Below are 23,091 nucleotides of genomic sequence, written 5' to 3'. Positions count from 1 at the left end.
GCGGACACGCGTGCGGGAGGCGCGGACACGCGTACGGGAAGTGCGGACACGCGTACGCAACTCGCGGACACGGTGGTTTTCGAGCCGGGCGGAATCGGACCTATCCGGCGGCGGCCCTTTTGCGGACAGGTCGTTCGTTGCTAGAACTAACTTTCGTCCGTGATGAGCCGATTACTCCGCGAAGGGGTAGTCCCTGCTGACCTGGAGTCGCTCGTGGCAGCATTCAGACGTTCCACACGTGCGGTGCTGGCCGGAGCCGGGATCGTCGCGTTGCTCGCGCCCGCGTCCCCGGCCGTCGCCGGCCCGACCGACACGTCCGACCTCCCCGCCTACTCGACACAGCTCGACCGCCCTCAACCGTCCGACCTCACGTTCGCGACCGAGTGCAGCGACGAGCCGCGCGACCTGCCGATCAACGAGTTCACCGATCACCGTGAACTCGGCATCGAACTCGACCGCATCGAACGCAACAGCGACGGCCGGGTGGAGGTCGAGCAGGTCGGGATGAGCAACCGCGGGCGCGAGATCTGGAGTGCGCGCGTGGGTACGGGTCCTAAGGCGGTGCTGATCACCAGCGAGATCCACGGCAACGAGAAGACCGGCACCGACGCGATCCTCGACCTGCTGGACTGGCTGTCCACCAGCGACTCGGCGAAGGCGAAGCGCTGGCTCGACGAGCTGACCATCGTCGCGATCCCGAAGATGAACCCGGACGGCGCGGAGCTCGACCGGCGTGGCAACGACATGACGTGGGCGGAGGCGACGGCCCGGTTCCCGCAGTTGCGCGGCAGCGAGCCCGCGTGGAACTACTACACCGGAACGCTGCAGGGCGACGACTACTCCGAGCGGCCCGGGTTCGACACCAACCGTGACTACCACCCGGACCTGAACTACGTGCCGCGCGCGGAGGACTTCCCGGGCGACTCGGCGTCCACCGGCTGGTACCTGACGCCGGAGAGCCGGACGGTGCGCGACGTCTACCGCGGGCTCACGGCGGAGTTCGGCACGGTCGACACCTATGTCGACCTGCACCACCAGGGTGCCTGCTACGTGATGCCGGACGACCCGGACGAGTTCGTGACGCTGTCGATCTCGGGCAAGTTCGTCGACGACCCGGCCACCATGCCCGGGTACGAGCAGTACGCGGCGGACTACGACCTGGACTACTCCAAGCGCCTCAACGTGGCCGTCTACAACGCGCTGCAGGGCGCGGCGAACAACCGGCCGCTGTTCGGCAACGTGACGCTCTATCCGCAGGACACCAACCTGCCGGGCACGGGCCTCGGGGCGTTCGCGCTGAACGGGAGTGGCACGGTGCTGTTCGAGGTCCGCGGGCAGACGCAGACGCTCGGACAGCAGTACCGGGCGGTGCTCACCCGTTCCGTCTACATCGGCCTCGACGGCATGCTGTCCGCGCTCGCCAGCGGTCGGGTGGACACGCTCGACCCGGCGGACTACGACGCGATCCCGCCGCGTGGGCCGAGCATCGGCAGTGACGCCATCGCGGAGGCGGCGGTGTCCTCGCCCCGGTAGCCGCGGCGTCCTCGCGCACCGAGGCCCGGTCCGGCCCGGTGCGCGAGGTGGGGCTCAGGCTTCCGGCTTGGGCACCGCGGGGTAGGGGACGAACGTGCTGGTGTTCTCGTCCACCGTCAACTGCTTGCCGATCGTCGGGAACGCCCGCTGCGGACACGCGGGACGCTCGCACACCTTGCAGCCGATGCCGATGGGGGTGGCGGCGGTCCGGTCGTCGAGGTTCAGGCCCGACGAGTACACGAGCCGGTGCGCGTGGCGGAGTTCGCAACCCAGCCCCACCGAGAACATCTTGCCCGGACTCCCGTGCCCGCCGATGTTGCGGGAGACGGTGCGCGCGATCCAGAAGTAGCCCTTGCCGTCGGGCAGTGTCGCGACCTGGCTGAGCACCTTCCCGGGGCGGGTGAACGCCTCGTAGATGATCCACAGCGGACACGCGCCGCCGACCCGGGAGAAGTGGAAACCGGCGGCCGACTGGCGTTTCGACATGTTGCCCGCGCGGTCGACGCGCACGAACGAGAACGGGATGCCGCGCAGTTTGGGGCGCTGGAGGGTCGAGAGCCGGTGGCACACCGTCTCGAAGCCGACCCCGAAGTGTTCGCAGAGCAGCTCGATGTCGTAGCGGAACCGTTCGGCGGCGCTGTGGAAGTCGCGGTAGGGCAGGATCAACGCGCCCGCGAAGTAGTTCGCCAGCCCGACGCGCGCCAGGGAGCGCGCGGGCGGCCCGGAGAACGCCCACGAGTCGGCGAGTTCGGTGATGAGGTCGTCGTACTCCAGCAGCGCGATCTGTGAGGCCATGCGGAACGTCTGCTGGCCGATGCGCAGGGTCGGCGCCATCCGGAGGATCTTTCCCTCGGGTTCGTAGCGGTGCTGTTCGCCCGCGGCGAGGTTGAGTCCTTCGCTGGTGACGGTGACGCCGTAGTGCTCGGCCAGCCGGTCCCGCAGGCCGTTGCGGATCTCGTCGCGGCGCAGACCCAGCTCGCGGTACATCTTCTCGGCGCGCTCGTCGAGCTCGCCCACGTAGTTCTCGCGTTCGTAGAAGAAGTCGCGCACCTCCTCGTGGGGCAGGGGGGCGGCGGGGCTGCCGTGGACGCCGCGACCGTCCTCCGTGACAAGGGCGGCCGTGGTCTCGACCGCATTGCGGTAGCTGCGGTGCAGTTTGACCAGCGCCTCGGCCACCGAGGGAAGGTTCTTCGCGAGGTCGTTGATCTCGCCGGGGGAGACGTCGGCTCCCACGGACTCGTCGAGCAGGGCTTCCCGGACGTCGGCCACGAGCCGGGAGGTGTCGTTGTCGGCGAAGAACTCGGCGTCGACCCCGAACGCCTCGGTGATGCGCAGCAGTACCGGAACGGTCAGCGGCCGGGTGTTGTGCTCGATCTGGTTGAGGTAGCTGGGCGAGATTTCGAGTAGCCGGGCCAGGTCGGCCTGGCTCATCGAGCGGCTCTGCCTGAGGTGGCGGAGCCGCGCTCCGGCGAAAGTCTTGTCCACTGAATCGAATCCCTTGTGAAGGATTTCCTGTCCGGAAACGGTCAAGATCCCGGATTGCACGGCGTTGTGAACATGGGCATTCGCAACGTTCACAGGATGCTACGAGAAATTCGCACAACTTCGCAAGTTGGAGCTCTGGTGTTGTTTGTGCAGCGCATGTCATGGTCGCCGTTAACAGGCGAGTGATCGCAACGTTCGCAAAGTTGGAGTGAAAGCGATGACGGAGAAGCAGACCCGCTTGGAGCAGGAAGCGGCCGCCCTGGAGCAGGAGTGGAAGAGCAACCCCCGCTGGCAGGACGTGAAGCGCTCCTACTCCGCTGCGGACGTGGTCAAGCTGCGCGGCAGCGTCGTCGAGGAGCACACGCTCGCCCGCCGCGGTGCCGAGAAGCTGTGGAACCTCCTGCACACCGAGGACTACATCCACGCGCTCGGTGCGCTGACCGGTAACCAGGCCGTCCAGCAGGTCCGTGCGGGGCTGAAGGCCATCTACCTGTCGGGCTGGCAGGTCGCCGCCGACGCCAACCTCTCCGGCCAGACCTACCCCGACCAGAGCCTCTACCCGGCCAACTCCGTCCCCGCCGTGGTGCGCCGCATCAACAACGCGTTGACGCGCGCCGACCAGATCACCTGGGCCGAGGGCAACACCGACATCGACTGGTTCGCGCCGATCGTCGCGGACGCCGAGGCCGGCTTCGGCGGCCCGCTCAACGCCTTCGAGCTGATGAAGGGCATGATCGCCGCCGGTGCCGCGGGCGTGCACTGGGAGGACCAGCTCGCGTCCGAGAAGAAGTGCGGTCACCTCGGCGGCAAGGTGCTCATCCCCACCAAGCAGCACGAGCGCACGCTGAACGCGGCTCGTCTGGCCTCCGACGTGCTGAACGTGCCGTCGCTGATCGTCGCGCGCACCGACGCGCAGGCCGCGACGCTGCTCACCAGCGACGTCGACGAGCGCGACCGGAAGTTCCTCACGGGCACCCGTACCTCGGAGGGCTTCTACGAGGTCCGTAACGGCATCGAGCCCTGCATCGAGCGTGGCCTCGCTTACGCCGAATACGCCGACCTGCTGTGGATGGAGACGTCCACCCCGGACCTGGAGGTCGCGCGCCAGTTCGCCGAGGCGATCAAGGCCAAGCACCCGAACCAGATGCTCGCGTACAACTGCTCGCCGTCGTTCAACTGGAAGAAGCACCTGGACGACGCGACCATCGCGAAGTTCCAGCGCGAGCTCGGCCACATGGGCTACAAGTTCCAGTTCATCACGCTGGCCGGATTCCACGCCCTGAACTACTCGATGTTCGACCTGGCCAAGGGCTACGCAAACGAGGGCATGACCGCCTACGTCGACCTCCAGGAGCGCGAGTTCGCCGCCGAGGACCGCGGCTACACCGCCACGAAGCACCAGCGCGAGGTCGGCACCGGCTGGTTCGACCTGGTGAGCACCGCCCTGAACCCCGAGAGCTCCACCACGGCGCTGACGGGCTCCACCGAAGAAGAGCAGTTCTAGGACGAACTGCGTCACCCGCTCGAAGGGGACGAGACATGGCTGACACGATGAACGGCCGGCTGCAGGTCGCCGGTCCCATGCGCGAGCGCTACGACGAGATCCTCACGCCGGCGGCGCTGGAGTTCGTCGCGAAGTTGGACAACGCCTTCGCGGGCCGCCGCAGGGAACTGCTCGACGCTCGGCGTCGACGCAGGGAGCGGCTGGCCGCGGGGGAGGAGACGCTGGGCTTCCTGCCGGAGACCCGGTGGATTCGCAGCGACCCGTCCTGGCAGGTCGCCCAGCCCGCCCCCGGTCTCGAAGACCGCAGGGTGGAGATCACGGGCCCCACCGACCGGAAGATGACGGTCAACGCGCTGAACTCGGGCGCGAAGGTGTGGCTCGCCGACTTCGAGGACGCGACGTCGCCGACGTGGCACAACGTCGTGTCGGGCCAGCTCAACCTGTACGACGCGATCCGGCGAAACATCGACTTCACCGACCGGGGCAAGCGGTACGTGATCGGCGACGAGCCGGCCACGATCGTCGCCAGGCCACGCGGCTGGCACCTGGTGGAGAAGCACATCCGGATCGACGGCCGTCCCGTGTCGGCCAGTCTCGTCGACTTCGGGCTCTACTTCTTCCACAACGCGCGGCAGTTGCTCGCGCGGGGCAGCGGACCGTACTTCTACCTGCCGAAGCTGGAGAGCCACCACGAGGCGCGGCTGTGGAACGACGTCTTCGTGTTGGCGCAGGAGGAGCTCGGCATCCCGAGGGGCAGCGTCCGGGCCACCGTGCTGATCGAGACGATCACCGCGGCGTTCGAGATGGACGAAATCCTCTACGAACTCCGCGAGCACGCGGCCGGGTTGAACGCGGGCCGCTGGGACTACATCTTCAGCATCATCAAGACCTTCGCCTCGCACGGCGCGGACTTCGTCCTGCCGGACCGGGCGCAGGTCACGATGACGGTGCCGTTCATGCGGGCCTACACGGAACTGCTGGTGCGGACCTGTCACCAGCGGGGCGCGCACGCGATCGGCGGGATGGCGGCGTTCATCCCGAGCCGCGACCCGGAGGTCAACGCCACCGCGCTGGAGAAGGTTCGGCAGGACAAGGAACGCGAGGCCGGTGACGGCTTCGACGGGTCGTGGGTCGCCCATCCCGGTCTGGTCCCGGTCTGCCGGGAGGTGTTCGACGAGGTGCTCGGCGGGTGGCCGAACCAGCTCGGCAAGCTGCGCGAGGACGTCGTCGTGTCCGCCGAGGACCTGCTCGACGTGGCGAGCGCGGGCGGCGAGGTCACCGAGCAGGGCGTGCGGTCGAACATCAACGTCGCACTGCGCTACATCGACGCGTGGCTGCGGGGTACCGGAGCGGCGGCGATCTTCAACCTCATGGAGGACGCCGCCACGGCCGAGATCGCCCGCTGCCAGGTGTGGCAGTGGGTCCACAACGGAACCAAGTTGACCGACGGCACCGCGGTCACCCACGAGCGGGTGACGGAGTGGCTGGATGCCGAACTCGCCGACGTGCACGCCGACCTCGGGCCGGACAACCGGCTGGCCGAGGCACGGGAGATCTTCGTCGAGACGGCGTTGTCGGACAGGTTGCCGAGCTTCCTCACGACAGGTGCCTACGCTCGGTACCTGACGACGCAGAACTGATCGCCTGGCTGCCGGACAACGGCCGGAGGTCATCGAGGGAGCAGCGCGCCTGCTGTGGGGGCCGTGAGGGGCGCCGCCCACCGGGAGTCCGGTGGGCGGCGTCTCTTCCGGTCCCTTCGCCGTCAGTGGGAGTGGGCGAGGAGCAGCTCGGCGGTGGCCCGGCTCCGGGCGGCGGCGTCGAGGTCGCCGGTGACGGCCGCGAGGACCATCGCCCCTTCCACCAGCACGGCGAGCTGGGCGGCGAGTCCGTCCGGATCGGACACACCGAGCGGCTCGACGAGGTGGCGCAGGTACTCGCCGACGGCCTGTTTGTGCGTGCGTGCGACCTCGGCGACGACGGGTGAGACGCCGCCGAGCTCCCCGAAGGAGTTGACGAACGCGCACCCGCGGAACTCCGGTCGGTGGAACCATTTCCCGAGCCAGTCGAACACCGCGAGCACGCTGTCCTCGGCCGAGTCGGCGTGCGCCTGGACGTACTCGGCGAGTTCCGCACGCCACCGGGTGTCGCGGCGGCGCAGGTAGGTGGCCACGAGGTCGTCCTTGGACGGGAAGCACTGGTACAGCCGTTTGAGGGACACCCCGGAGCGCGACCGGATGGTGTCCATCCCCACGGCCTGGATGCCGCGCTCGTAGAACTGTTCCTCGGCCGCGGCCAACACGCGGCGTGTCGCTTCCTCGACGTCCATGCGGTTCACTCTGGCATGGAGAACGATCATTCTCTACGCTGGTGTCATGACATCACGCCCTCCGTTCCCGCCCTTCGACGAACACACGGCCGCGCAGAAGGTCCAGGCTGCCGAGGACGCCTGGAACACCCGCGATCCCGAGCGGGTCGCGCTCGCCTACACCGAGGACTCCGTGTGGCGTAACCGCGACCGCCACCTCGTGGGCCGGGAGCAGATCGTCGCCTTCCTGACGGAGAAGTGGGAACGCGAGCTCGACTACGCGCTCCGCAAGGAACTCTGGGGCTTTCGCGGCAACCGCATCGCGGTGCGCTTCCAGTACGAGAGCCGTGACCACACGGGACAGTGGTGGCGCAGCTACGGCAACGAGTTGTGGGAGTTCACCGACGAGGGCTTGATGCGCCGCCGCGAGGCCAGCATCAACGACTACCCGATCGAGGAGTCCGAACGGAGGATCTTCGGACCCCGGCCGGACAGCGAGCGCGGCCTGGCGCTGCCGGTGTTCTGAGCTCCGGCCCGGGTCTACGGCTCGAACGCGTTGCCGGTGGCGATCTTGGGGCGGCCGAGCGTCTGCGGCGGCCCGGGCTTGGTGCGGCGGTAGACCCGGACGGTCTCCTCGGCGATGCGGGACCAGTCGAAGTCCGCCGCCAGCCGCGACTGCGCCGCGTGCGCTCGCCGCGACGCCGCGGAGGCGTCGGCCAGCACGAGGTCGACCGCCCGCACGATGCCCGTGACGTCGCCGGGCGAGAAGGCGAGGCCGGTCTCGCCGTCGACGACGAGCTCCCCGAGCCCACCGGCCGTCGAGGCCACCAGCGGAGCTTGGGCCGCTGCCGCCTCCAGTGCCACGATGCCGAACGGCTCGTAACGGCTCGGCAGGACCACGGCGTCCGCCGCCGCCAGGACCGCGCGCAGTTCGCCGTCGGGCAGGTGTCCCACGAAGTCCACGGCGTCGTCCAACGACAAGCGCACGGTCTGGGCCACAAGCTCGTCGCGGTGCCGTCCCGCGCCGGCCACCACGAGCCGGGTGCCCGGATGCCTGCGCCGGATCTCGGGCAGGGCGTCGAGCAGGTCCTGCACGCCCTTCTCCCATTCGAGGCGGCCGAAGAACAGCAGCAGGGGACCGTCGGGGCTGTGGGCCGAGCGGACACGGGCGACGTGGTCGCGACCCACCCACCAGTCGCGCTCCTCGATCCCGTTGTGGATCACCGTGATCGCGTCGTCCCGGAGGTCGAACAGGTGCGCCACCTCGCGGCGCATCGCCTCGGAACACGTGATCAGGGCGTCGACGCGGTTGGCGAGCCACCACTCGACGGAGTGGATCTGCTGGTTGAGCGGGTGGGACAGCCAGCCGGAGTGCCTGCCCGCCTCCGTGGCGTGGACCGTGCCGACGAGCGGTACGCCCGCCGCCTCGGCCAGCGCGATGGCGGGCTGCGTGACCAGCCAGTCGTGGGCGTGCACGACGTCGGGCCGCCAGGTGCGGAACAGCTCCGTGCCCGCCCGGATCATGGCGTGGCCCATCGAGAGGGTCCAGGCCACGAGGTCACGCTCGAACGTCACGTGCAGGGGATCCTCCGCGACGCGGACGATCCGGACGCCGTCGACGACCTCGTCGGTCGTGGGGTGGGTCTCGGCGTCGGTGCCCGCGGCGTGCCTGCACAACACCACCACCTCGTGCCCGCCGCGCACCAGATGGCGGGCCAGCGCGTGGACGTGCCGGGCGAGCCCTCCGACCACCACCGGCGGGTATTCCCACGACAGCATCAACACGCGCATATGGCGAGGTTACTCACCGGTCGCTTCGCCGGCGGCGGCCAGTCCCTCTTCTGTGCCAGCATCGGAGGGGATGAGCGAAGAAGCGAAGTCCGTGACGTCCACAGCGTCCACGACGTCAGGGCTGACGACCCCGTGGACGTACCAGGTGAGCCCCGACAACGCCCATCCCGAGCACCCTCGCCCCCAACTGACCCGACCGACGTGGCGGAGCCTCAACGGGCTCTGGGACTACGTGAGCCGCGACGCCTCCGGCGAGGTGCACCGCGGCGAGCGCATCCTCGTGCCCTATCCGCCCGAGTCCCTGCTCTCCGGCATCGGCCGCCGCGACGAGCAGATGTGGTACCGCCGAACGTTCGACGTGCCGCCCGAATGGCGCGGAGGCCGGATGCTGCTGCACTTCGGCGCGGTCGACCAGATCGCCACCGTCTGGGTCAACCACCAGCTGCTCACCCGGCACGAGGGAGGCTTCACCGCCTTCACCGTGGACATCACCGACGTGCTCCGGCCGGACGCCGAGCAGGAGGTCCTGGTCCGGGCCGACGACGACGGCAACCGGGGCACGTTCGCCGTCGGCAAGCAGGCCAACCAGCCCGGCGGCATCCTCTACACCGGCTGTTCGGGTGTCTGGCAGACCGTGTGGCTGGAGGCGGTGCCGGCCACGCACGTCGCCGACCTCGACCTCACGCCCGACCTCCACGGGTTCGACCTCGTGGCCCACGTCGCGGGCGCACGTCCCGGGGTGACGGTGGACGTCGCGGTCGCCTTCGGCGGCGAGCAGGTCGCCTCCGCCCGGGGCACTCCCGGCGAGCGGCTGCGCCTCGACGTGCCCGACCCGCAGCTGTGGGGCCCGGACCACCCGCACCTCTACGACGTGACGGTGCGCGTGGTCGACGACGACGGCACCGTGCTCGACGAGGTCGAGAGCTACACGGCGTTGCGCACGATCCGTGTCGGCAGGCCGGGGGCGGAGTCGCCGCCTCGCATCCTGCTCAACGACCGGCCGGTCTTCCTCAACGCACCGCTCGACCAGGGCTACTGGCCGGACGGCATCTTCACCGCGCCCACCGACGAGGCGCTGCGCTTCGACCTCGACCGCATCAAGGCGCTCGGTTTCAACAGCGTGCGCAAGCACGTCAAGGTGGAGCCGATGCGGTGGTACCACTGGGCCGACCGGCTGGGGCTGCTGGTGTGGCAGGACATGCCGTCGTTGCCGGTGGTCCTCGACAATCCGCCCGGCCCGCAGCCTCCGCCCGTCGCCGTGGCACGCGAGCGGTTCGAGACCGAGTTGCGCGCGATGCTGCACCAACTGCGCAACGTCCCCTCCCTCGTGGTCTGGGTGGTGTTCAACGAGGGCTGGGGCGAGTACGACACCGTGCGCATCACCGAGGAGGTCAAGGAGCTCGACCCCGCTCGGGTGGTCGTCGCCGCGAGCGGCGTGAACTGCTGTCACTCGCACCCCGACTCGGGAGCCGGTGACGTGTACGACGACCACACGTACGTGGGGCCCGGGCGGCCGGAACTCGCGCCCGACGACCGCAGGGCCGTGGTGGACGGCGAGTTCGGCGGTGTCGGGCTCGTCGTCGAGGGCCACACCTGGCCCGGCGAGCCGATGGCCTACGAGATGGTCTCCGACCGCGACCGGCTCACCGAGCGCTACGTGGAGCTGAGCACCGAGCTGGAGGCGCTGGCGCGCGACCGGCTGTCCGGCGCCGTCTACACCCAGGTCACCGACGTGGAGAACGAGGTCAACGGTCTGCTGACCTACGACCGCAGAGTGGTCAAGGTGGCCGTGCCGGTGGTGGCCGAACGCAACCGCGCCGTCATCGCCGCGGGTTCGCCGGACTGAGCAGGTCGCGGGCGTCCAGATGCCCGAAGGGCAGTGCGCTCGCCCGGTAGCGCTCGGCGAGGCGTCGCGCGTCGGGGGCACCCGCGTGCAACGCCTCGGCGAGCGCGTCGAACCGCTGGGTGTGGTCGCGGGCGCGCCTGCGCGCGTAGTCGGCGGCCGAGTTCTTCGTGACCATGAAGGCCCAGTCGCTCGACAACGCCAGCATCCCCTCGGTGACGGCCTGGTCGGCCACGGTGTCGCGCGCGGCCCCCGGCACCGGGAGTGCCAGCAGCCGTTTCTGCAGCTCGTCGTTGGCCTGCACCATGTCGGCGACCTGCTCGCCGTCCCACACCCGCCAGTCCTTGCCGGAGCCCCAGGACGACGCGGGCAGGTCGACAGGACCGCCGAGGTGCCCGGCCTCGAGCGCCCCGCGCAGGGTCGTGACCCGCACCCCCGCCTCGGGCAACGCGCGAAGCACTCCTTCGAGCCACTGTGGACCTTCATGCCACCAGTGCCCGAACAGCTCGGTGTCGTAGGCGGCCACCACCAGGGCAGGGCGCCCGTGCTGTTCGCGGAGGGACTTGAGCCTGCGCACCACGGTCTCGACGAAGTCCTTGACGTGCGTGCGCAGGGCGTCGGCCGCCAGCGCCGGGTCGTACGGCGCCTTGTCCTCGGGCGCGACGTGCTTGCCGGTGACGCGCGACGGTTTGAGCCCCACCTCGTGTGCCCACGTGTGGAAGTCGCGGTAGGCGCTGTGCCCCGGGTACCCGGCCTTCGGCGACCAGACCCGGTAGGTGACCTCCAGGTCGCGGCCGAAGCACACGACGTCCGAGTCGCCCACGGTGCGGGCGGCGGCGGTGTCGCCGCGCAGGGACGGCCCGTCGACGAGGAAGCGGTGCACCCCCGCGGCGGCGTAGTCGTGTTCCATGCCGGGCGCGTAGCCGCATTCGGGCGCCCAGATGCCCTCGGGGCGGTGGCCGACGCGCAGTGTCGTGTCCGCCAGCCCCGTGCGGAGCGCGAAGCCCCGCACCCGAGGATCGAGCAGCGGCTGGAACGGGTGGGTCGCCGGCCCGCCGAGCAGTTCGAGGACCTCGGAGTCCACGAGCGACCGCAGGATCGGCGAGAACCCGTGCCGCCACGTGGTCTCTGCTTCGGCGAGCACGTGATGCGCGGTGCGGTGCTCGGCGGCGGCCAGGTCGGACAGCAGCTCGTCGCCCCGCCACAGCGTCGCCGCGTGCTGCGCGCGCAATGTCCAGTGGCCCAACCACTCGTGGAACGCGCGCAACGCGTAGGGGTCGTCGAGCTGGGAGGCCAGGACCGGGGTGACGCCGAGGGTGAGGACGTCCCGTCGTCCCTCGTCGGCGAACCGGCGCAGCAGGTCGATCACGGGAACGTAGGAGTGAGCCCACGCCTGGTAGAGCCATTCCTCGCCGACGGGCCAGTTCCCGTGATGCGGAAGCCACGGCAGGTGGCTGTGGAGGACGAGGCAGAAGGTGCCTTGCGAGTCGGTCATCGTCGCACCGCCACGGCGAGGAGGTCGAGACTCGCGTCGAGATCGTCGGGGTGGAGCACGAAGTCGTCCGCGGTGATCGCCGCGACGTCCGACAGCAGCTCCTCGGGCCACGCCGCCTGCCCGGGCAGGCTCCCCATGACGACCGCCAGCTGCGCGTCGATGATCGAACCGCCGTGTCGGCGGTCCAGTTCGGTCAGTGCGGGGCCGTGGTGGACGCCGAGCAGCTGCTCGACGGCGAAGCCCGACCCGCGCAGGAGTTCATCCAGTTCGGACGGTGAGAGTTCCCTGGTGTGATACGGGTTGAGCGGGGTGTCCGAGTCCGGGGTGAACGTGAGCCGGTTCGGCGTCGTCACGAGGAGGCGCCCGCCGGGCCGCAACACCCGGTGACATTCGGCGAGGAACCCGGACTGGTCCCACAGGTGCTCGATGACCTGCAGGTTGGCCACGACGTCCACCGACCCCGTCGCCACGGGCAGCGTCGCGAGGTTGCCCCGCACGACACCCAGCTCCGGATACCGTCGGGCGACGTGTGCCGTGGTGGGTTCGTCGTAGTCCAGCGCGAGCACCGACCGGGCGTGCTCGGCCAGCAGCGCCGCGCCGTAGCCCTCCCCGCACCCGGCTTCCAGCACCACCGCGTCGCGGCAGAACGGTGCCAGCGCGTGATAGGCGACCTCGTGCCTGCGGAACCAGTAGTTCTCCTCGGGCACGCCGGGGACGGTGCGCTCACCCGTGAGATGCAGGGCGATCGCCCTCTCTGCGGTGCTCCCTGACACAGGCACGTACTCCCGCCGCTCGCTCAGGCCCAATCGACTCGTGAGCGTTCGCTCACGTCCGTTGCCTGGCACGGTAGCCGACCGGCTCCCCGCGGCGGGCGTAGCACCCCGGGGTCATGGAGGTCGTCACCTCTCGGGTGCCACGTCGTGAGTGGTCGAGCCGGTTCAGGGGATGGGTGCGACCGTGATGCCGAGGGCGCCCGGACCGACATGCGCGGTGATCACGGTGCTGGCGTGCACCAGCACGATGTCGTTCAGCTTCGGGATGCGCCCGCGTAGTTGCGACACCAGTGTCATCTCGCGATCCGACGGCGTCACGGAGGCCACGGCGACGTCGACCGGTCGCTCGCCCGCTTCGGCGACGGCGAGATCGACCATCTTGGACATCGCGCGGCGTGCGCCCGACACCCTCGCCAGCGGGGCCACCTCGCCGTCCTTGACCGTCAGCAGAGGCTTGATCGAGAAGGCGCTGCCCAGCAGTGCCGCCGCCGCGCCGATGCGGCCCCCGCGCCGCAGGTGCTCCAGCGTGTCGACGTACATGAACTCCCTGCTGGAGCGGTAGCGGCGGTGGGCGACGTCGAGGACGCGTTGCGCTCCGGCGCCCGCCGCGGCCGCGCGCGCGGCGGACAGCGCCGCGAAGCCGAGGCTCATGCTGGTGGTGGCGCTGTCCACGACGTAGACCGGCACGCGAACCTGTTGCGCCGCCTCGCGTGCCGCGTCGGCCGTGGCGGAGAGGCGGCGCGAGATGTGGAGGCTGACGATGGCGTCCGCTCCCGCGCTCACCGCGTCCTGGAAGGTCCAGAAGAACGCTCCCGGGTCCGGAGGACTGGTGGTCACCGGCTTCCCCGCGCGCAACGTGTCGACCAACTCCGCCCGGTCGAAGCGAATCTCGTCGTCGACTCGTCCGTTGGCCCGAATCGAGAGCTGGACGACGGAAATCCCCCACTGAGCGGCCAGTTGCTCGGGCAGGCAAGCTGTCGAGTCTGTGATCACTGTTACTGGCACGCCCGCAGGGTAACGGCTCCGTCCACCCATTAGAAGCAGTCCGTTGCGACTTTCGGCGCACAGTCCGCTCCAAAGGGTGTTCATCCGCCGAAGGGGCAGTCTATTGGGACGATCGTCCTAGTAATTCGCGGATCCGGGTGAAGACCGTCACCTCGGCAGGCGTAGCGTGTGGGAAGAGCCTTAATCTACCGGTCAGTAACGCCTTGCGTGTGCGCCGAAGGAGACCCATGACCAACATCGTTGTCCTGGTCAAGCAGGTGCCCGACACCTACTCGGAGCGAAAGCTCAACGAGACCGACCACACCCTCGACCGTGAATCCGCCGACGCCGTGATCGACGAGATCAACGAGCGCGCCGTGGAGGAGGCGCTCAAGATCAAGGAAGCCGGTGAGGGCGAGGTGACCGTCCTGTGCGTCGGTCCCGACCGCGCCACCGACGCGATCCGCAAGGCGCTGTCCATGGGCGCCGACAAGGCGGTCCACGTCTCCGACGAGGCCCTCCGCGGCTCCGACCTCATCTCCACCGCCAAGGTGCTGGCCGCCGCGGTGGGCAAGGTCGGCGACGTCGACCTCGTCATCGCGGGCAACGAGGCCTCCGACGGCCGTGGCGGTGCCGTCCCCGCGGTGCTGGCCGAGCTGCTCGGCATGCCGCAGCTGACGCACGCCCGCCAGGTGACCGTCGAGGGCGGCACCATCAAGGTGGACCGCGAGACCGAGGACGGCATCACCCACCTCGAGGCGTCCCTGCCGGCCGTGGTCAGCGTCACCGAGAAGATCAACGAGCCGCGTTACCCCTCGTTCAAGGGCATCATGGCGGCCAAGAAGAAGCCGGTGGAGACCCTCACCATCGCGGACCTGGGCGTCGACGCGGGCGAGGTCGGCCTCGCCAACGCCGGCACCACCGTGCTCGAAGCCTCGCCGAAGCCCCCGCGGACCGCGGGCCAGAAGGTCGCCGACGAGGGCGACGGCGGCACGAAGGTCGCCGAGTACCTGGTGTCCCAGAAGATCATCTGACTTCATCGAACGACGACAAGGCAGGGAAAGAACTCATGAGCGAAGTACTCGTCCTCGTCGACCACGTCGACGGTGAGGTCAAGAAGGTCACCTACGAGCTGCTCACCGCGGCGCGTGCGCTCGGCGAGCCGTCGGCCGTGGTCGTCGGTGCGCCCGGTACCGCCGCGAAGGCGAAGGAGTCGCTGGCGGCCTACGGTGCCGCGAAGGTGTACGTGGCCGAGTCGGACGACGCCGGCGCCTACCTCGTGACCCCCAAGGTCGACGCGCTGGCCGCCGTCGTGGAGCAGGCCTCGCCCGCCGCGGTGCTCGTCGCCGCCAGCTCCGAGGGCAAGGAGGTGTCGGGTCGGCTGGCCGTGCGCATCGGTTCGGGCTGGCTCGTCGACGCCGTGGGCGTGAACGCCGATGGCAGCGCGGAGCAGTCGATCTTCGGCGGTGCGTTCTCCGTCAAGGCGAAGACCACGCGCGGCGTGCCGGTGATCTCGGTGCGTCCGGGCGCTGTCGAGGCCGAGCAGGCCGAGGGCGCCGCTGCCGAGGAGACCGTGGCGCTGCCCGCCGTCGACCCGGCGAAGTCGGCGAAGATCACCGGTGTCGAGCCCGTCGTGGCGGGTGACCGCCCCGAGCTGACCGAGGCCTCGATCGTGGTGTCCGGTGGCCGTGGTGTGGGTTCCGCCGAGCAGTTCGAGGTCGTCGAGAAGCTGGCCGACTCGCTCGGTGCGGCCGTGGGCGCGTCCCGGGCCGCGGTGGACTCCGGTTACTACCCGGCGCAGTTCCAGGTCGGCCAGACCGGTAAGACCGTGTCGCCGCAGCTCTACATCGCCCTGGGCATCTCCGGTGCGATCCAGCACCGTGCGGGCATGCAGACCTCCAAGACGATCGTGGCGGTCAACAAGGACCCGGAGGCGCCGATCTTCGAGATCGCCGACTTCGGTGTCGTGGGCGACCTGTTCGCCGTCGCCCCGCAGCTGACCGACGAGGTCGCCAAGCGCAAGGGCTGAGCGAGTCCGGGCGCGAGCACCGACGTCGCGCCCGTTCCTCGTCGTTCGTTCCCGAAGGCCGCCTCGCCGCACCGCGCGGCGGGGCGGCCTTCGCTCACGTCGAACGGCCGTGCCGCAGCCGGGCACGGGCGCCGAACGAGCAGAGCTGACTAAGCGCTCTGTTAGTGTTTCCGACCAGGTTTTGTGGATCGTGAAGGAGATCTGCCGTGCCCATGCTGCACCACCGCGACACCGTGTTCGTGCTGGAACTCGGAGAGGACGAGAACCGGTTCTCTCCGGACTGGTTGGACACCGTTCACGGGATGTTGGACACGGTCGAGAAGCACGACGGGCCCGCGGCGCTGGTCACGGCGGGGCAGGGCAAGTTCTACTCCAACGGGCTCGACCTGGAATGGCTCATGGCCCACGCCGACCGGATGCAGGACTACGTGCGGGACGTGCACGAGTTGTTCGCGCGGGTGCTGACCCTCCCGGTGCCCACGGTCGCGGCCGTCAACGGTCACGCGTTCGGTGCGGGCGCCATGCTGGCGATGGCGCACGACTTCCGCGTCATGCGCGCGGACCGGGGCTTCTTCTGCTTCCCCGAGGCGGACATCAACATCCCGTTCACCCCGGGCATGGCGGCGCTGATCCAGGGCAAGCTCACGCCCGCCGCCGCGATCGCGTCGATGACGACGGCACAGCGGTTCGGTGGGCAGGACGCGGAGCGGCTCGGGCTCGTCGACGCCGTCGCGTCGGAGGACGAACTCCTGGACGCCGCGAGCGACCGCGTCCGTGCGCTGGCCGGCAAGGACAAGGGCACGCTCGGTGCGATCAAGTCGACGATGTTCGCGTCCGTCGTCACGGCTCTGCGCACCACGTCGCCGGAGTCCTGATCGGATACTCCCTCCGGTCGGCCGTTTCGGCGGACGTGGCGGGTGGGCTAGATTCGCAGGCGGCGGTGACCAGCCGGAACAACCTTCCGGCTCGATCCACCGCCGACCGAACACGGCACCCGGAGCGCGCCACGAACGCGACGACGGCAACGACAAGGGAGTCACGACCGTGACCGAAGGTGTATTCGGCCGCGAGGGCGGCCACGAACAGGTGGTCTACTGCCAGGACCCGCACACCGGGTTGAAGGCGATCATCGCGGTGCACTCCACCGCTCTCGGGCCCGCACTGGGCGGCACCCGCTTCTATCCGTACGCCTCGGAAGAGGACGCGCTGCACGACGTGCTGGCGCTGTCCATGGGCATGTCCTACAAGAACGCCCTCGCCGGTCTCGACCTGGGCGGCGGCAAGGCCGTCATCATCGGCGACCCCGCGACGACGAAGTCGGAGGCGTTGCTGCGGGCCTACGGCCGCTTCATCGACTCCCTCGGTGGGCGCTACATCACCGCCTGCGACGTGGGTACCCACGTGACCGACATGGACGTGGTCGCGCGCGAGACCCCGCACGTGACCGGGCGTTCACGCGACGACGGCGGCGCGGGCGACTCGTCCGTGCTCACCTCGTACGGCGTGTTCCAGGGACTGCGGGCCTCCGTCGAGCACGTGTGGGGCAGCCCGGAGCTCACCGGTCGGCGCGTCGGCGTGTCCGGCGTCGGCAAGGTCGGCCACCTGCTCGTGGGGCACCTCGTCGAGGCAGGTGCCGAGGTCGTCGTCACCGACGTCTCCGAGGCCGCGATCGAGCGGGTCCGCGCGGCGCACCCGTCGGTGGAGGTCGTGGACGACACCGCGGCGCTCGTGGCGTCCGACATCGACGTCTACTCTCCGTGCGCACTCGGTGGGGCCCTCGACGACGCCACGGTCCAGGCGCTGCGGGCGAAGGTCGTGTGCGGCGCGGCGAACAACCAGCTCGAACATCCGGGCGTGGAGAAGCTGCTGGAGGAGCGCGGCATCCTGTTCGCGCCCGACTACCTCGTGAACTCCGGCGGCGTGATCATGGTCAGCGACGAGCTGCGCGGGTTCGACTTCGCGCGGGCGCGCCGCAAGGTGGACGCGCTGTACGAGACGACGAAGAAGGTCTTCGCCCTCGCCGAGGAGGAGGGAGTGCCGCCGGTGACGGCGGCCGACCGCCTGGCGGAGCGGCGCATGGCCGAGGTGTCGCGGTTGAGGTCGATCCTCACCCGGTGATCCGCATGGAAACGGCGGCGGGGCAGATGCCTCGCCGCCGTTTCGTGTTCGTCGCGCCGTCAGCCGCTCTTGCGGCGGAAGTCGCGTTTGTGCGAAAGCGGGCCGTGGGGAGTGGACGCACTCCTCGTGCCGTCAGCGTGTGACTCTCCGGCCTTGCTCTTGGCCTGCTTGCGCGCGAGAGCCTCCCGGAACCGCCGCTTGACGTCGTCGTCCCGGCCCCCGCTTCCTGCCGCTGTGGATTCGGACATGGGAGCCTCCGCGAGTGTTCGATCCTGCTTTGCTCCACTCTCGCAGGCGCGTCTCGCGGAGGCCACCCAATTACGGACTCAGTCCTTGTCCTTGCACACGATCTTCGGTTGCGGGTTGTACTTCACCGTGCGCTCCTCGCGACGCACTTCCTGCCCCGTCTCGACGTCCCTGAGGATGCGGGTGTCGGTGACGGTGAAGCCGGGAGCGCCCGCGCTCGGCTTGCAGTCCTCCTTCGGACCTTCCTTCGTGGGCGGCTTCACGTGGTTGGTCTCCTCGCCGGGCACCGACTCGACCTCGTAGCGCTTGGTGCCCCACAGCTTCACCGTGATGCTCGACGGAGTCCAGATCGTCTGGATCGCCACGCCGTGCTGGCTGTCGTTGGTGAACCGCAGATCGATCACGCTGGAGCCGTCCGGGTTCTGGAAGACCGTGGCCTCCCGGCCCTTGGGGTACCGGCTGATGTAGTAGCTGTGCTCCTGGTGACCGGCGTCCTTCATGCCCGCGAAGTAGTACGCGTTGTACAGCGTGGTCGCGAACTGCGAGATACCGCCGCCCACGGCCTTGCCGGGCGCGCCGTCCTGGATGATGCCCGCCTCGACATAGCCCTGCGCCTTGGTGCGCGGGCCGGTGAACTCGTTGAGGCTGAAGGTGTCACCCGGCTTCACGATCGCGCCGTTGACCTTCTCGGCGACCACCCGGATGTTCACGCCGGAGTCGGCGGCGAAGCCCTCGGTGGTGAACTCGCCGATGACCTCCTTGATGCCGAGGCCCTCGGCCTCCTCGGTGGTGACCTCGGCGGGCTTCTTCTCGTAGGTGGCCGTCAGCTCACGGCCGTCGGTCTGCTTCAGGACGTCGAGCAGCGGCTTGAGTGTCTCGTCCCACTTGATCTGGTTGCCGTCCTCGGACGGTTCCACGGTGGGCTTGCCGCCCTCGAAGACGATCGTGGCGTCCTTGCCCTTCTTCTCGGTGGAGGCCAGCTCGTCCTCGACACCCGCGATGATCTTCTTCTGGTCGATCTTCGGCACGAGGGCGCCGTCCCTGGCCTCGAAGGAGAGCCCCTCCGCGATCTCTGCGGGTTCGAGCACACCGTCGGCGCCCTCGCCGTGGACGACGACCGGCCCCGACATGGCGGGCTCGGCCACCTCGCGCAGGGCGCGTTCGACCTCCTCCATCGGCACGCTCACGGGCGTGGACGCGACCGGCAGCTGCAGCTGTTCGCCGGAGGCCCAGTGCGTCAGGATGGTCTCCTTCGCCTGGTCCACGTCCAGCTCCTGGCCCTGCCGCGGTTCCACCGCCTTCGGGGTGGCGCCCTCGAAGACGACGTCGCCCTCGACGGGCTCCTGGTCGACCTCCTTGCGCAGTGCCTTCATGGCGTTGTCGAACTGGTTCGGCTCGGCCTGCGTCACGACACCCAGCTCGGTGGTCGTGAAGAACGACGAGATCCGGGTGAACGGGTTGAGCGGCTGGTCGCCGGCCTGGTCGAGGGTGCCCGGCCAGTCGAGCGCGAGCCCCGACTCCTTCGGGTTCAGCTCGCCCGACACCTCGCCCGCGCTGTACGCGACGGGCTCGCTGAGCCGAGGTTCGAGCTGGTCCCGCAACGTGTTCTCGGCCTCGGACCGGCTCATGCCGCCGACCTCGACGCCCGCGACCGTCACGCCGCGGGGGATGTCACCGCTGGTGATGAGGAGGTCGAAGCCGTACACCAGGACGAGGAAGCCGAACACCGCCGCGGCGATGATGCCGGGCTTGCGCCAGCGGGGGCGCGACGGAGCCGGGGCCGCGTCACCGGGAGGTCCCGGTGGGGGAGTCGCACCGGTGGGAGGCGTGGGAGAGAACTGCTGGGTCGGCGCGTCGTGCGCGGCGATGTGCTGGGTGCTCTCCGTGGCGCTCGGGTCGGGCTGAGACTGCCGCGCGTCGACTCGCGGCAGAATGTCCGTCTCCTCGCTGTGCGACTCGGGCCATTGTCGATCCTGTTGCAAGGCAACCCCTCCACGTCCGGCGTTCGGCCAGAACTCCGCAGGCCAAGATACGGGTGGGGAACCATCCCTCTGCGATGAGGCCCCCGCCTCGCTGTTCACCGTGTTGCCGCAGGTCACGGCGCATGTGCGCGCGGTCAACGCAGGTTGTCGAGTCCGCTTCCCGTGACTCTCGGCCGATGTACCGATTCTGTTTCATTGCGATAGCTGTTTTTGTGGGTACCCGCCAGTGATCGGGCATCGAGAAGACGCGTATCGGTGGGTGGAGGTTCCATGCGAGTGCTCGTCCTCTCCGACACGCACGTGCCGCAGCGCGCTCGCGGGTTGCCCGAGCGGGTGTGGAGCGAGGTCGCCGCCGCCGACGTCGTCGTGCACGCGGGGGACTGGGTCTCGGTCGACCTGCTCGACCGGCTCGACGCGGCCGCCTCCCGGTTGGTGGCGGTGTACGGCAACAACGACGGCCCCGAGCTGCGGGAGCGGCTGCCCGAGGTCGCGCGGGTCGAGCTGGACGGTGTCCGGCTGGCCGTGGTGCACGAGACCGGGCCGACCCGCGGGCGGGAGCGGCGTTGCGACCAGTGGTTCCCCGACACCGACGTCCTGGTGTTCGGGCACAGTCACATCCCGTGGGACACGACCACCCCGGCCGGGCTGCGCCTGCTGAACCCCGGCTCGCCGACCGACCGGCGTCGTCAACCGGCGTGCACGTTCCTGACGGCGACGGTCCGCGACGCGCGCCTGCACGACGTGGAGCTGCACGAACTTCCCCGGAAGGCCGGACGATGAGCCCCGTGGGCGTGCTCAGGCAGATCGCGCTGCACCTCGAACGGGCGGGCGCGCCGACCTACCGGGTGCGGGCGTTCCGCACGGCCGCCGGGGTGGTGGAGGGGCTCAGCCACGACGAGCTGGAGCGCCGCGCCGCCGAGGGCACCCTGACGCAGCTGCGCGGCATCGGCAAGACCACGGCGGGCGTGATCACCGACGCGCTCGCCGGGCGCGAGCCCGAGTACCTGACCGAGGTCGCGGGCGGCGCGGAGAACCTGCCGGACGGCGGAGTGCTGCTGACGGCGTTGCGCGGCGACTGCCACACGCACTCCGACTGGTCGGACGGCGGGAGCTCGATCGAGGAGATGGCCGAGGCGGCCCGCCAGCTCGGCCACGAGTACGTGGTGCTCACCGACCACTCGCCGAGGCTGACGGTGGCGCGCGGCCTGTCCGCCGAACGCCTGCGTGAGCAGCTGGCGGTGGTGGCGGCGCTCAACGCCGTGTACGCGGACGCGGGCACGCCCTTTCGCATCCTCACCGGGATCGAGGTCGACATCCTCGACGACGGATCGCTGGACCAGGATCCGGATCTCCTGGCCGAGCTCGACATCGTGGTGGCCAGCGTGCACTCGCAGCTGAGGATGGAACGCCGCCGCATGACCGAGCGCATGGTCACGGCCGTGTCGAACCCCCACGTCGACATCCTCGGTCACTGCACCGGACGGCTGGTGACGGGCAGGGGCAGACCCGAGTCGGACTTCGACGCCGACGCCGTTTTCGAGGCGTGCCGCGACAACGGCGTCGCCGTGGAGATCAACTCGCGGCCGGAGCGGCTGGACCCGCCGCGGCGGCTGCTCCGCCGGGCGCGTGAACTGGGGTGCCGGTTCAGCATCGACACCGACGCGCACGCGCCCGGGCAGCTGGGCTGGCAGCCCTACGGGTGCGCGCGAGCGCTGGAGTGCGGGGTGGGTGTGGAGGACGTCGTCAACACCCTGCCCGCCGACGAACTCCTGAGCTGGGCGAGGGAACGTTGAGGTCGCGAAGGACGCGGAGAGACACCGTGTCGGACACCGTGTTCGACAAAACGGGTACGGGCGTACTAGAAGTGATGGGTGTCCATACCCAGTACCTCCGCAGTGAGTGACGTGCCCGCCTCCCCGCTGCGGCACCGGCCGTTCGTGCTGATGCTGTCGGCCGCGGTGGGTGCGTTCGCCGGCTTCGCGCTGCTGCTGCCCGTGGTGCCGCTGTGGACCGTCCGGCAGGGTGCGGGCTCGGTGATCGCCGGGGCGTCCACCGGCGTTTTCATGGCGAGCACCGTGCTGGCGCAGTTCGCGGTGCCCGCGTTCGTCCGCGCGTTCGGCTACCGCGCGGGGCTCGTGCTCGGAGCGCTGCTGATCGGCGTGCCCACGCCGCTGCTGGCCGTGTTCCCGTCCGCCGGGGCCATCCTCGCGACGTCGTTCGTCCGGGGTCTCGGCTTCGGTCTGCTCACGGTGTGTGCCAGCGCGCTGATCGCGGAGCTGTTGCCCTCGGAGTCGGTCGCCCGCGGCTCGGGGCTCTACGGCCTCGCCGTGGGCATGCCCCAGCTCGTCGGGTTGCCCGCGGGCACGGCGATCGCGGAGAACTGGGGTTTCGTGCCGGTGTTCGTGCTGGCCACCGTCCTGCCGCTCGTCGCGATCCTGCCGATCGCGGGGCTGCCCCGGTCGCGCCCGCGGGACACCGCACGAGGCGGGCTGCGCGGGGCGGTGGACGTCGCCGCCGCCACGTGGCGCCCGTGGCTGCCGATGCTCGCGGTGTCCACCGGTTACGGTGCGCTCGCGACGTTCCTGCCGATCGTGCTCAGCCCCTCCGTCGCGGCGGCCGCGTTGCTGGTCGTGCCGGGCGCGGCGATGTTCACCCGCTGGCTCGCGGGGCACTACGGGGACCGGGTCGCCGCCCCGGGCCGGATGCTGCTGCCCGCCCTCGCGGTCGGCGGCGCGGGCCTGCTCGGGTTCGCACTCGTCTCCGAGGCCGACGGCCTCGCCGCCGTCGCCGTCGTGGCGGTGGCCCTCTTCGGCGTGGGATTCGGGGTCGTGCAGAACGACGCGCTGGTGGCGATGTTCGCGAGGGCCCCGGCCGCGCAGGCGAGCGTGGCCTGGAACGTCGCCTTCGACGCGGGCCAGGGGCTCGGTGCCGTCGCCCTGGGAGCGTTGATCTCGGGCACCACCGTGGCGACGGGTTTCACGCTGCTGGCGGTCGCTGCCCTGG

20 protein-coding genes are annotated in these 23,091 nt (G+C 70.0%); 12 read left to right on the top strand and 8 right to left on the bottom strand.

Features of this window, described 5'->3' with window-relative positions; all coding sequences use genetic code 11:
• Window positions 1-213: 213 nt before the first annotated feature.
• Entirely contained in the window at window positions 214-1,533 is a 1,320-nt protein-coding gene (locus SACAZDRAFT_RS07515) for a M14 family zinc carboxypeptidase (protein ID WP_005440248.1), read from the top strand.
• A gap of 54 nt (window positions 1,534-1,587) precedes the next feature.
• Here SACAZDRAFT_RS07515 and SACAZDRAFT_RS07510 read toward each other — a convergent pair whose 3' ends face one another.
• Window positions 1,588-3,018, bottom strand: coding sequence for a short-chain fatty acyl-CoA regulator family protein (locus tag SACAZDRAFT_RS07510; RefSeq protein WP_005440247.1), 1,431 nt, complete (start codon window positions 3,016-3,018; stop codon window positions 1,588-1,590).
• A 217-nt stretch (window positions 3,019-3,235) separates the two neighbouring features.
• On the opposite strand from SACAZDRAFT_RS07510, the gene aceA reads away from it, so the two are divergent.
• Window positions 3,236-4,522, top strand: a complete 1,287-nt coding sequence (gene aceA, locus SACAZDRAFT_RS07505; RefSeq protein WP_005440245.1) for an isocitrate lyase — start codon at window positions 3,236-3,238, stop codon at window positions 4,520-4,522.
• A 35-nt stretch (window positions 4,523-4,557) separates the two neighbouring features.
• Window positions 4,558-6,162: a malate synthase A gene (gene aceB / locus SACAZDRAFT_RS07500; protein ID WP_005440243.1), complete on the top strand. Its 1,605-nt coding sequence runs from the start codon at window positions 4,558-4,560 to the stop codon at window positions 6,160-6,162.
• A 122-nt stretch (window positions 6,163-6,284) separates the two neighbouring features.
• Here aceB and SACAZDRAFT_RS07495 read toward each other — a convergent pair whose 3' ends face one another.
• On the bottom strand, window positions 6,285-6,848 hold the full coding sequence (locus SACAZDRAFT_RS07495) for a TetR/AcrR family transcriptional regulator (RefSeq protein WP_005440240.1): 564 nt from the start codon (window positions 6,846-6,848) through the stop codon (window positions 6,285-6,287).
• A gap of 46 nt (window positions 6,849-6,894) precedes the next feature.
• Between SACAZDRAFT_RS07495 and SACAZDRAFT_RS07490 the strand changes: the two genes are divergently transcribed.
• Window positions 6,895-7,353: a nuclear transport factor 2 family protein gene (locus SACAZDRAFT_RS07490; RefSeq protein ID WP_005440238.1), complete on the top strand. Its 459-nt coding sequence runs from the start codon at window positions 6,895-6,897 to the stop codon at window positions 7,351-7,353.
• Between the two features lie 14 nt (window positions 7,354-7,367).
• On the opposite strand, the gene SACAZDRAFT_RS07485 is transcribed toward SACAZDRAFT_RS07490, so the two are convergent.
• On the bottom strand, window positions 7,368-8,618 hold the full coding sequence (locus tag SACAZDRAFT_RS07485; protein WP_005440236.1) for a glycosyltransferase family 4 protein: 1,251 nt from the start codon (window positions 8,616-8,618) through the stop codon (window positions 7,368-7,370).
• Window positions 8,619-8,688: 70 nt separating this feature from the next.
• Here SACAZDRAFT_RS07485 and SACAZDRAFT_RS07480 point away from each other — a divergent pair, with 70 nt between their 5' ends.
• Window positions 8,689-10,464 (top strand): glycoside hydrolase family 2 protein, encoded by a 1,776-nt coding sequence (locus SACAZDRAFT_RS07480; protein WP_005440234.1) that lies wholly within the window; start codon window positions 8,689-8,691, stop codon window positions 10,462-10,464.
• Here the strand turns inward: SACAZDRAFT_RS07480 and SACAZDRAFT_RS07475 are convergent.
• The 3 genes from SACAZDRAFT_RS07475 to SACAZDRAFT_RS07465 all read right to left on the bottom strand — a co-directional run bounded on the left by SACAZDRAFT_RS07475 (window position 10,439) and on the right by SACAZDRAFT_RS07465 (window position 13,764).
• Entirely contained in the window at window positions 10,439-11,956 is a 1,518-nt protein-coding gene (locus tag SACAZDRAFT_RS07475; protein WP_005440225.1) for a 1,4-alpha-glucan branching protein domain-containing protein, read from the bottom strand. The genes SACAZDRAFT_RS07480 and SACAZDRAFT_RS07475 overlap by 26 nt on opposite strands.
• Window positions 11,953-12,729 (bottom strand): class I SAM-dependent methyltransferase, encoded by a 777-nt coding sequence (locus SACAZDRAFT_RS07470; RefSeq protein ID WP_005440223.1) that lies wholly within the window; start codon window positions 12,727-12,729, stop codon window positions 11,953-11,955. Before SACAZDRAFT_RS07470 ends, SACAZDRAFT_RS07475 begins: the two co-directional genes overlap by 4 nt.
• 165 nt (window positions 12,730-12,894) lie before the next feature.
• On the bottom strand, window positions 12,895-13,764 hold the full coding sequence (locus SACAZDRAFT_RS07465) for a DegV family protein (protein ID WP_005440221.1): 870 nt from the start codon (window positions 13,762-13,764) through the stop codon (window positions 12,895-12,897).
• Between the two features lie 197 nt (window positions 13,765-13,961).
• Between SACAZDRAFT_RS07465 and SACAZDRAFT_RS07460 the strand changes: the two genes are divergently transcribed.
• The 4 genes from SACAZDRAFT_RS07460 to SACAZDRAFT_RS07445 all read left to right on the top strand — a co-directional run bounded on the left by SACAZDRAFT_RS07460 (window position 13,962) and on the right by SACAZDRAFT_RS07445 (window position 17,860).
• The gene (locus tag SACAZDRAFT_RS07460) at window positions 13,962-14,747 is read left to right on the top strand and encodes an electron transfer flavoprotein subunit beta/FixA family protein (RefSeq protein ID WP_005440219.1); all 786 of its coding nucleotides are present in this window, start codon (window positions 13,962-13,964) and stop codon (window positions 14,745-14,747) included.
• Between the two features lie 35 nt (window positions 14,748-14,782).
• Window positions 14,783-15,742: an electron transfer flavoprotein subunit alpha/FixB family protein gene (locus SACAZDRAFT_RS07455; protein ID WP_005440217.1), complete on the top strand. Its 960-nt coding sequence runs from the start codon at window positions 14,783-14,785 to the stop codon at window positions 15,740-15,742.
• Between the two features lie 212 nt (window positions 15,743-15,954).
• Window positions 15,955-16,617 carry an enoyl-CoA hydratase/isomerase family protein gene (locus tag SACAZDRAFT_RS07450; RefSeq protein WP_005445941.1) on the top strand — a complete coding sequence of 221 codons (663 nt, stop codon included), beginning with the start codon at window positions 15,955-15,957 and terminating at the stop codon, window positions 16,615-16,617.
• A 169-nt stretch (window positions 16,618-16,786) separates the two neighbouring features.
• Window positions 16,787-17,860: a Glu/Leu/Phe/Val family dehydrogenase gene (locus SACAZDRAFT_RS07445; protein ID WP_005440212.1), complete on the top strand. Its 1,074-nt coding sequence runs from the start codon at window positions 16,787-16,789 to the stop codon at window positions 17,858-17,860.
• Between the two features lie 59 nt (window positions 17,861-17,919).
• Here the strand turns inward: SACAZDRAFT_RS07445 and SACAZDRAFT_RS22375 are convergent, their stop codons facing one another.
• Window positions 17,920-18,108, bottom strand: a complete 189-nt coding sequence (locus SACAZDRAFT_RS22375) for a DUF5302 domain-containing protein (protein ID WP_005440210.1) — start codon at window positions 18,106-18,108, stop codon at window positions 17,920-17,922.
• Between the two features lie 78 nt (window positions 18,109-18,186).
• Entirely contained in the window at window positions 18,187-20,088 is a 1,902-nt protein-coding gene (locus SACAZDRAFT_RS07440) for a VanW family protein (protein ID WP_005440208.1), read from the bottom strand.
• Between the two features lie 270 nt (window positions 20,089-20,358).
• Here SACAZDRAFT_RS07440 and SACAZDRAFT_RS07435 point away from each other — a divergent pair, with 270 nt between their 5' ends.
• From SACAZDRAFT_RS07435 to SACAZDRAFT_RS07425, 3 genes are all read left to right on the top strand, one after another.
• Window positions 20,359-20,868: a metallophosphoesterase family protein gene (locus tag SACAZDRAFT_RS07435; protein ID WP_005440206.1), complete on the top strand. Its 510-nt coding sequence runs from the start codon at window positions 20,359-20,361 to the stop codon at window positions 20,866-20,868.
• Window positions 20,865-21,881 (top strand): PHP domain-containing protein, encoded by a 1,017-nt coding sequence (locus SACAZDRAFT_RS07430; protein ID WP_005440205.1) that lies wholly within the window; start codon window positions 20,865-20,867, stop codon window positions 21,879-21,881. Before SACAZDRAFT_RS07435 ends, SACAZDRAFT_RS07430 begins: the two co-directional genes overlap by 4 nt.
• A gap of 102 nt (window positions 21,882-21,983) precedes the next feature.
• Window positions 21,984-23,091: MFS transporter (locus SACAZDRAFT_RS07425; RefSeq protein WP_005440203.1), on the top strand; the 1,108-nt coding region annotated here is incomplete at its 3' end.

This window comes from Saccharomonospora azurea NA-128 (assembly GCF_000231055.2).
Taxonomy (GTDB): Bacteria; Actinomycetota; Actinomycetes; order Mycobacteriales; family Pseudonocardiaceae; genus Saccharomonospora; species Saccharomonospora azurea.
Note: the sequence above shows the minus strand (reverse complement) of the source record. Positions and strands in the feature narration are given on the sequence as shown.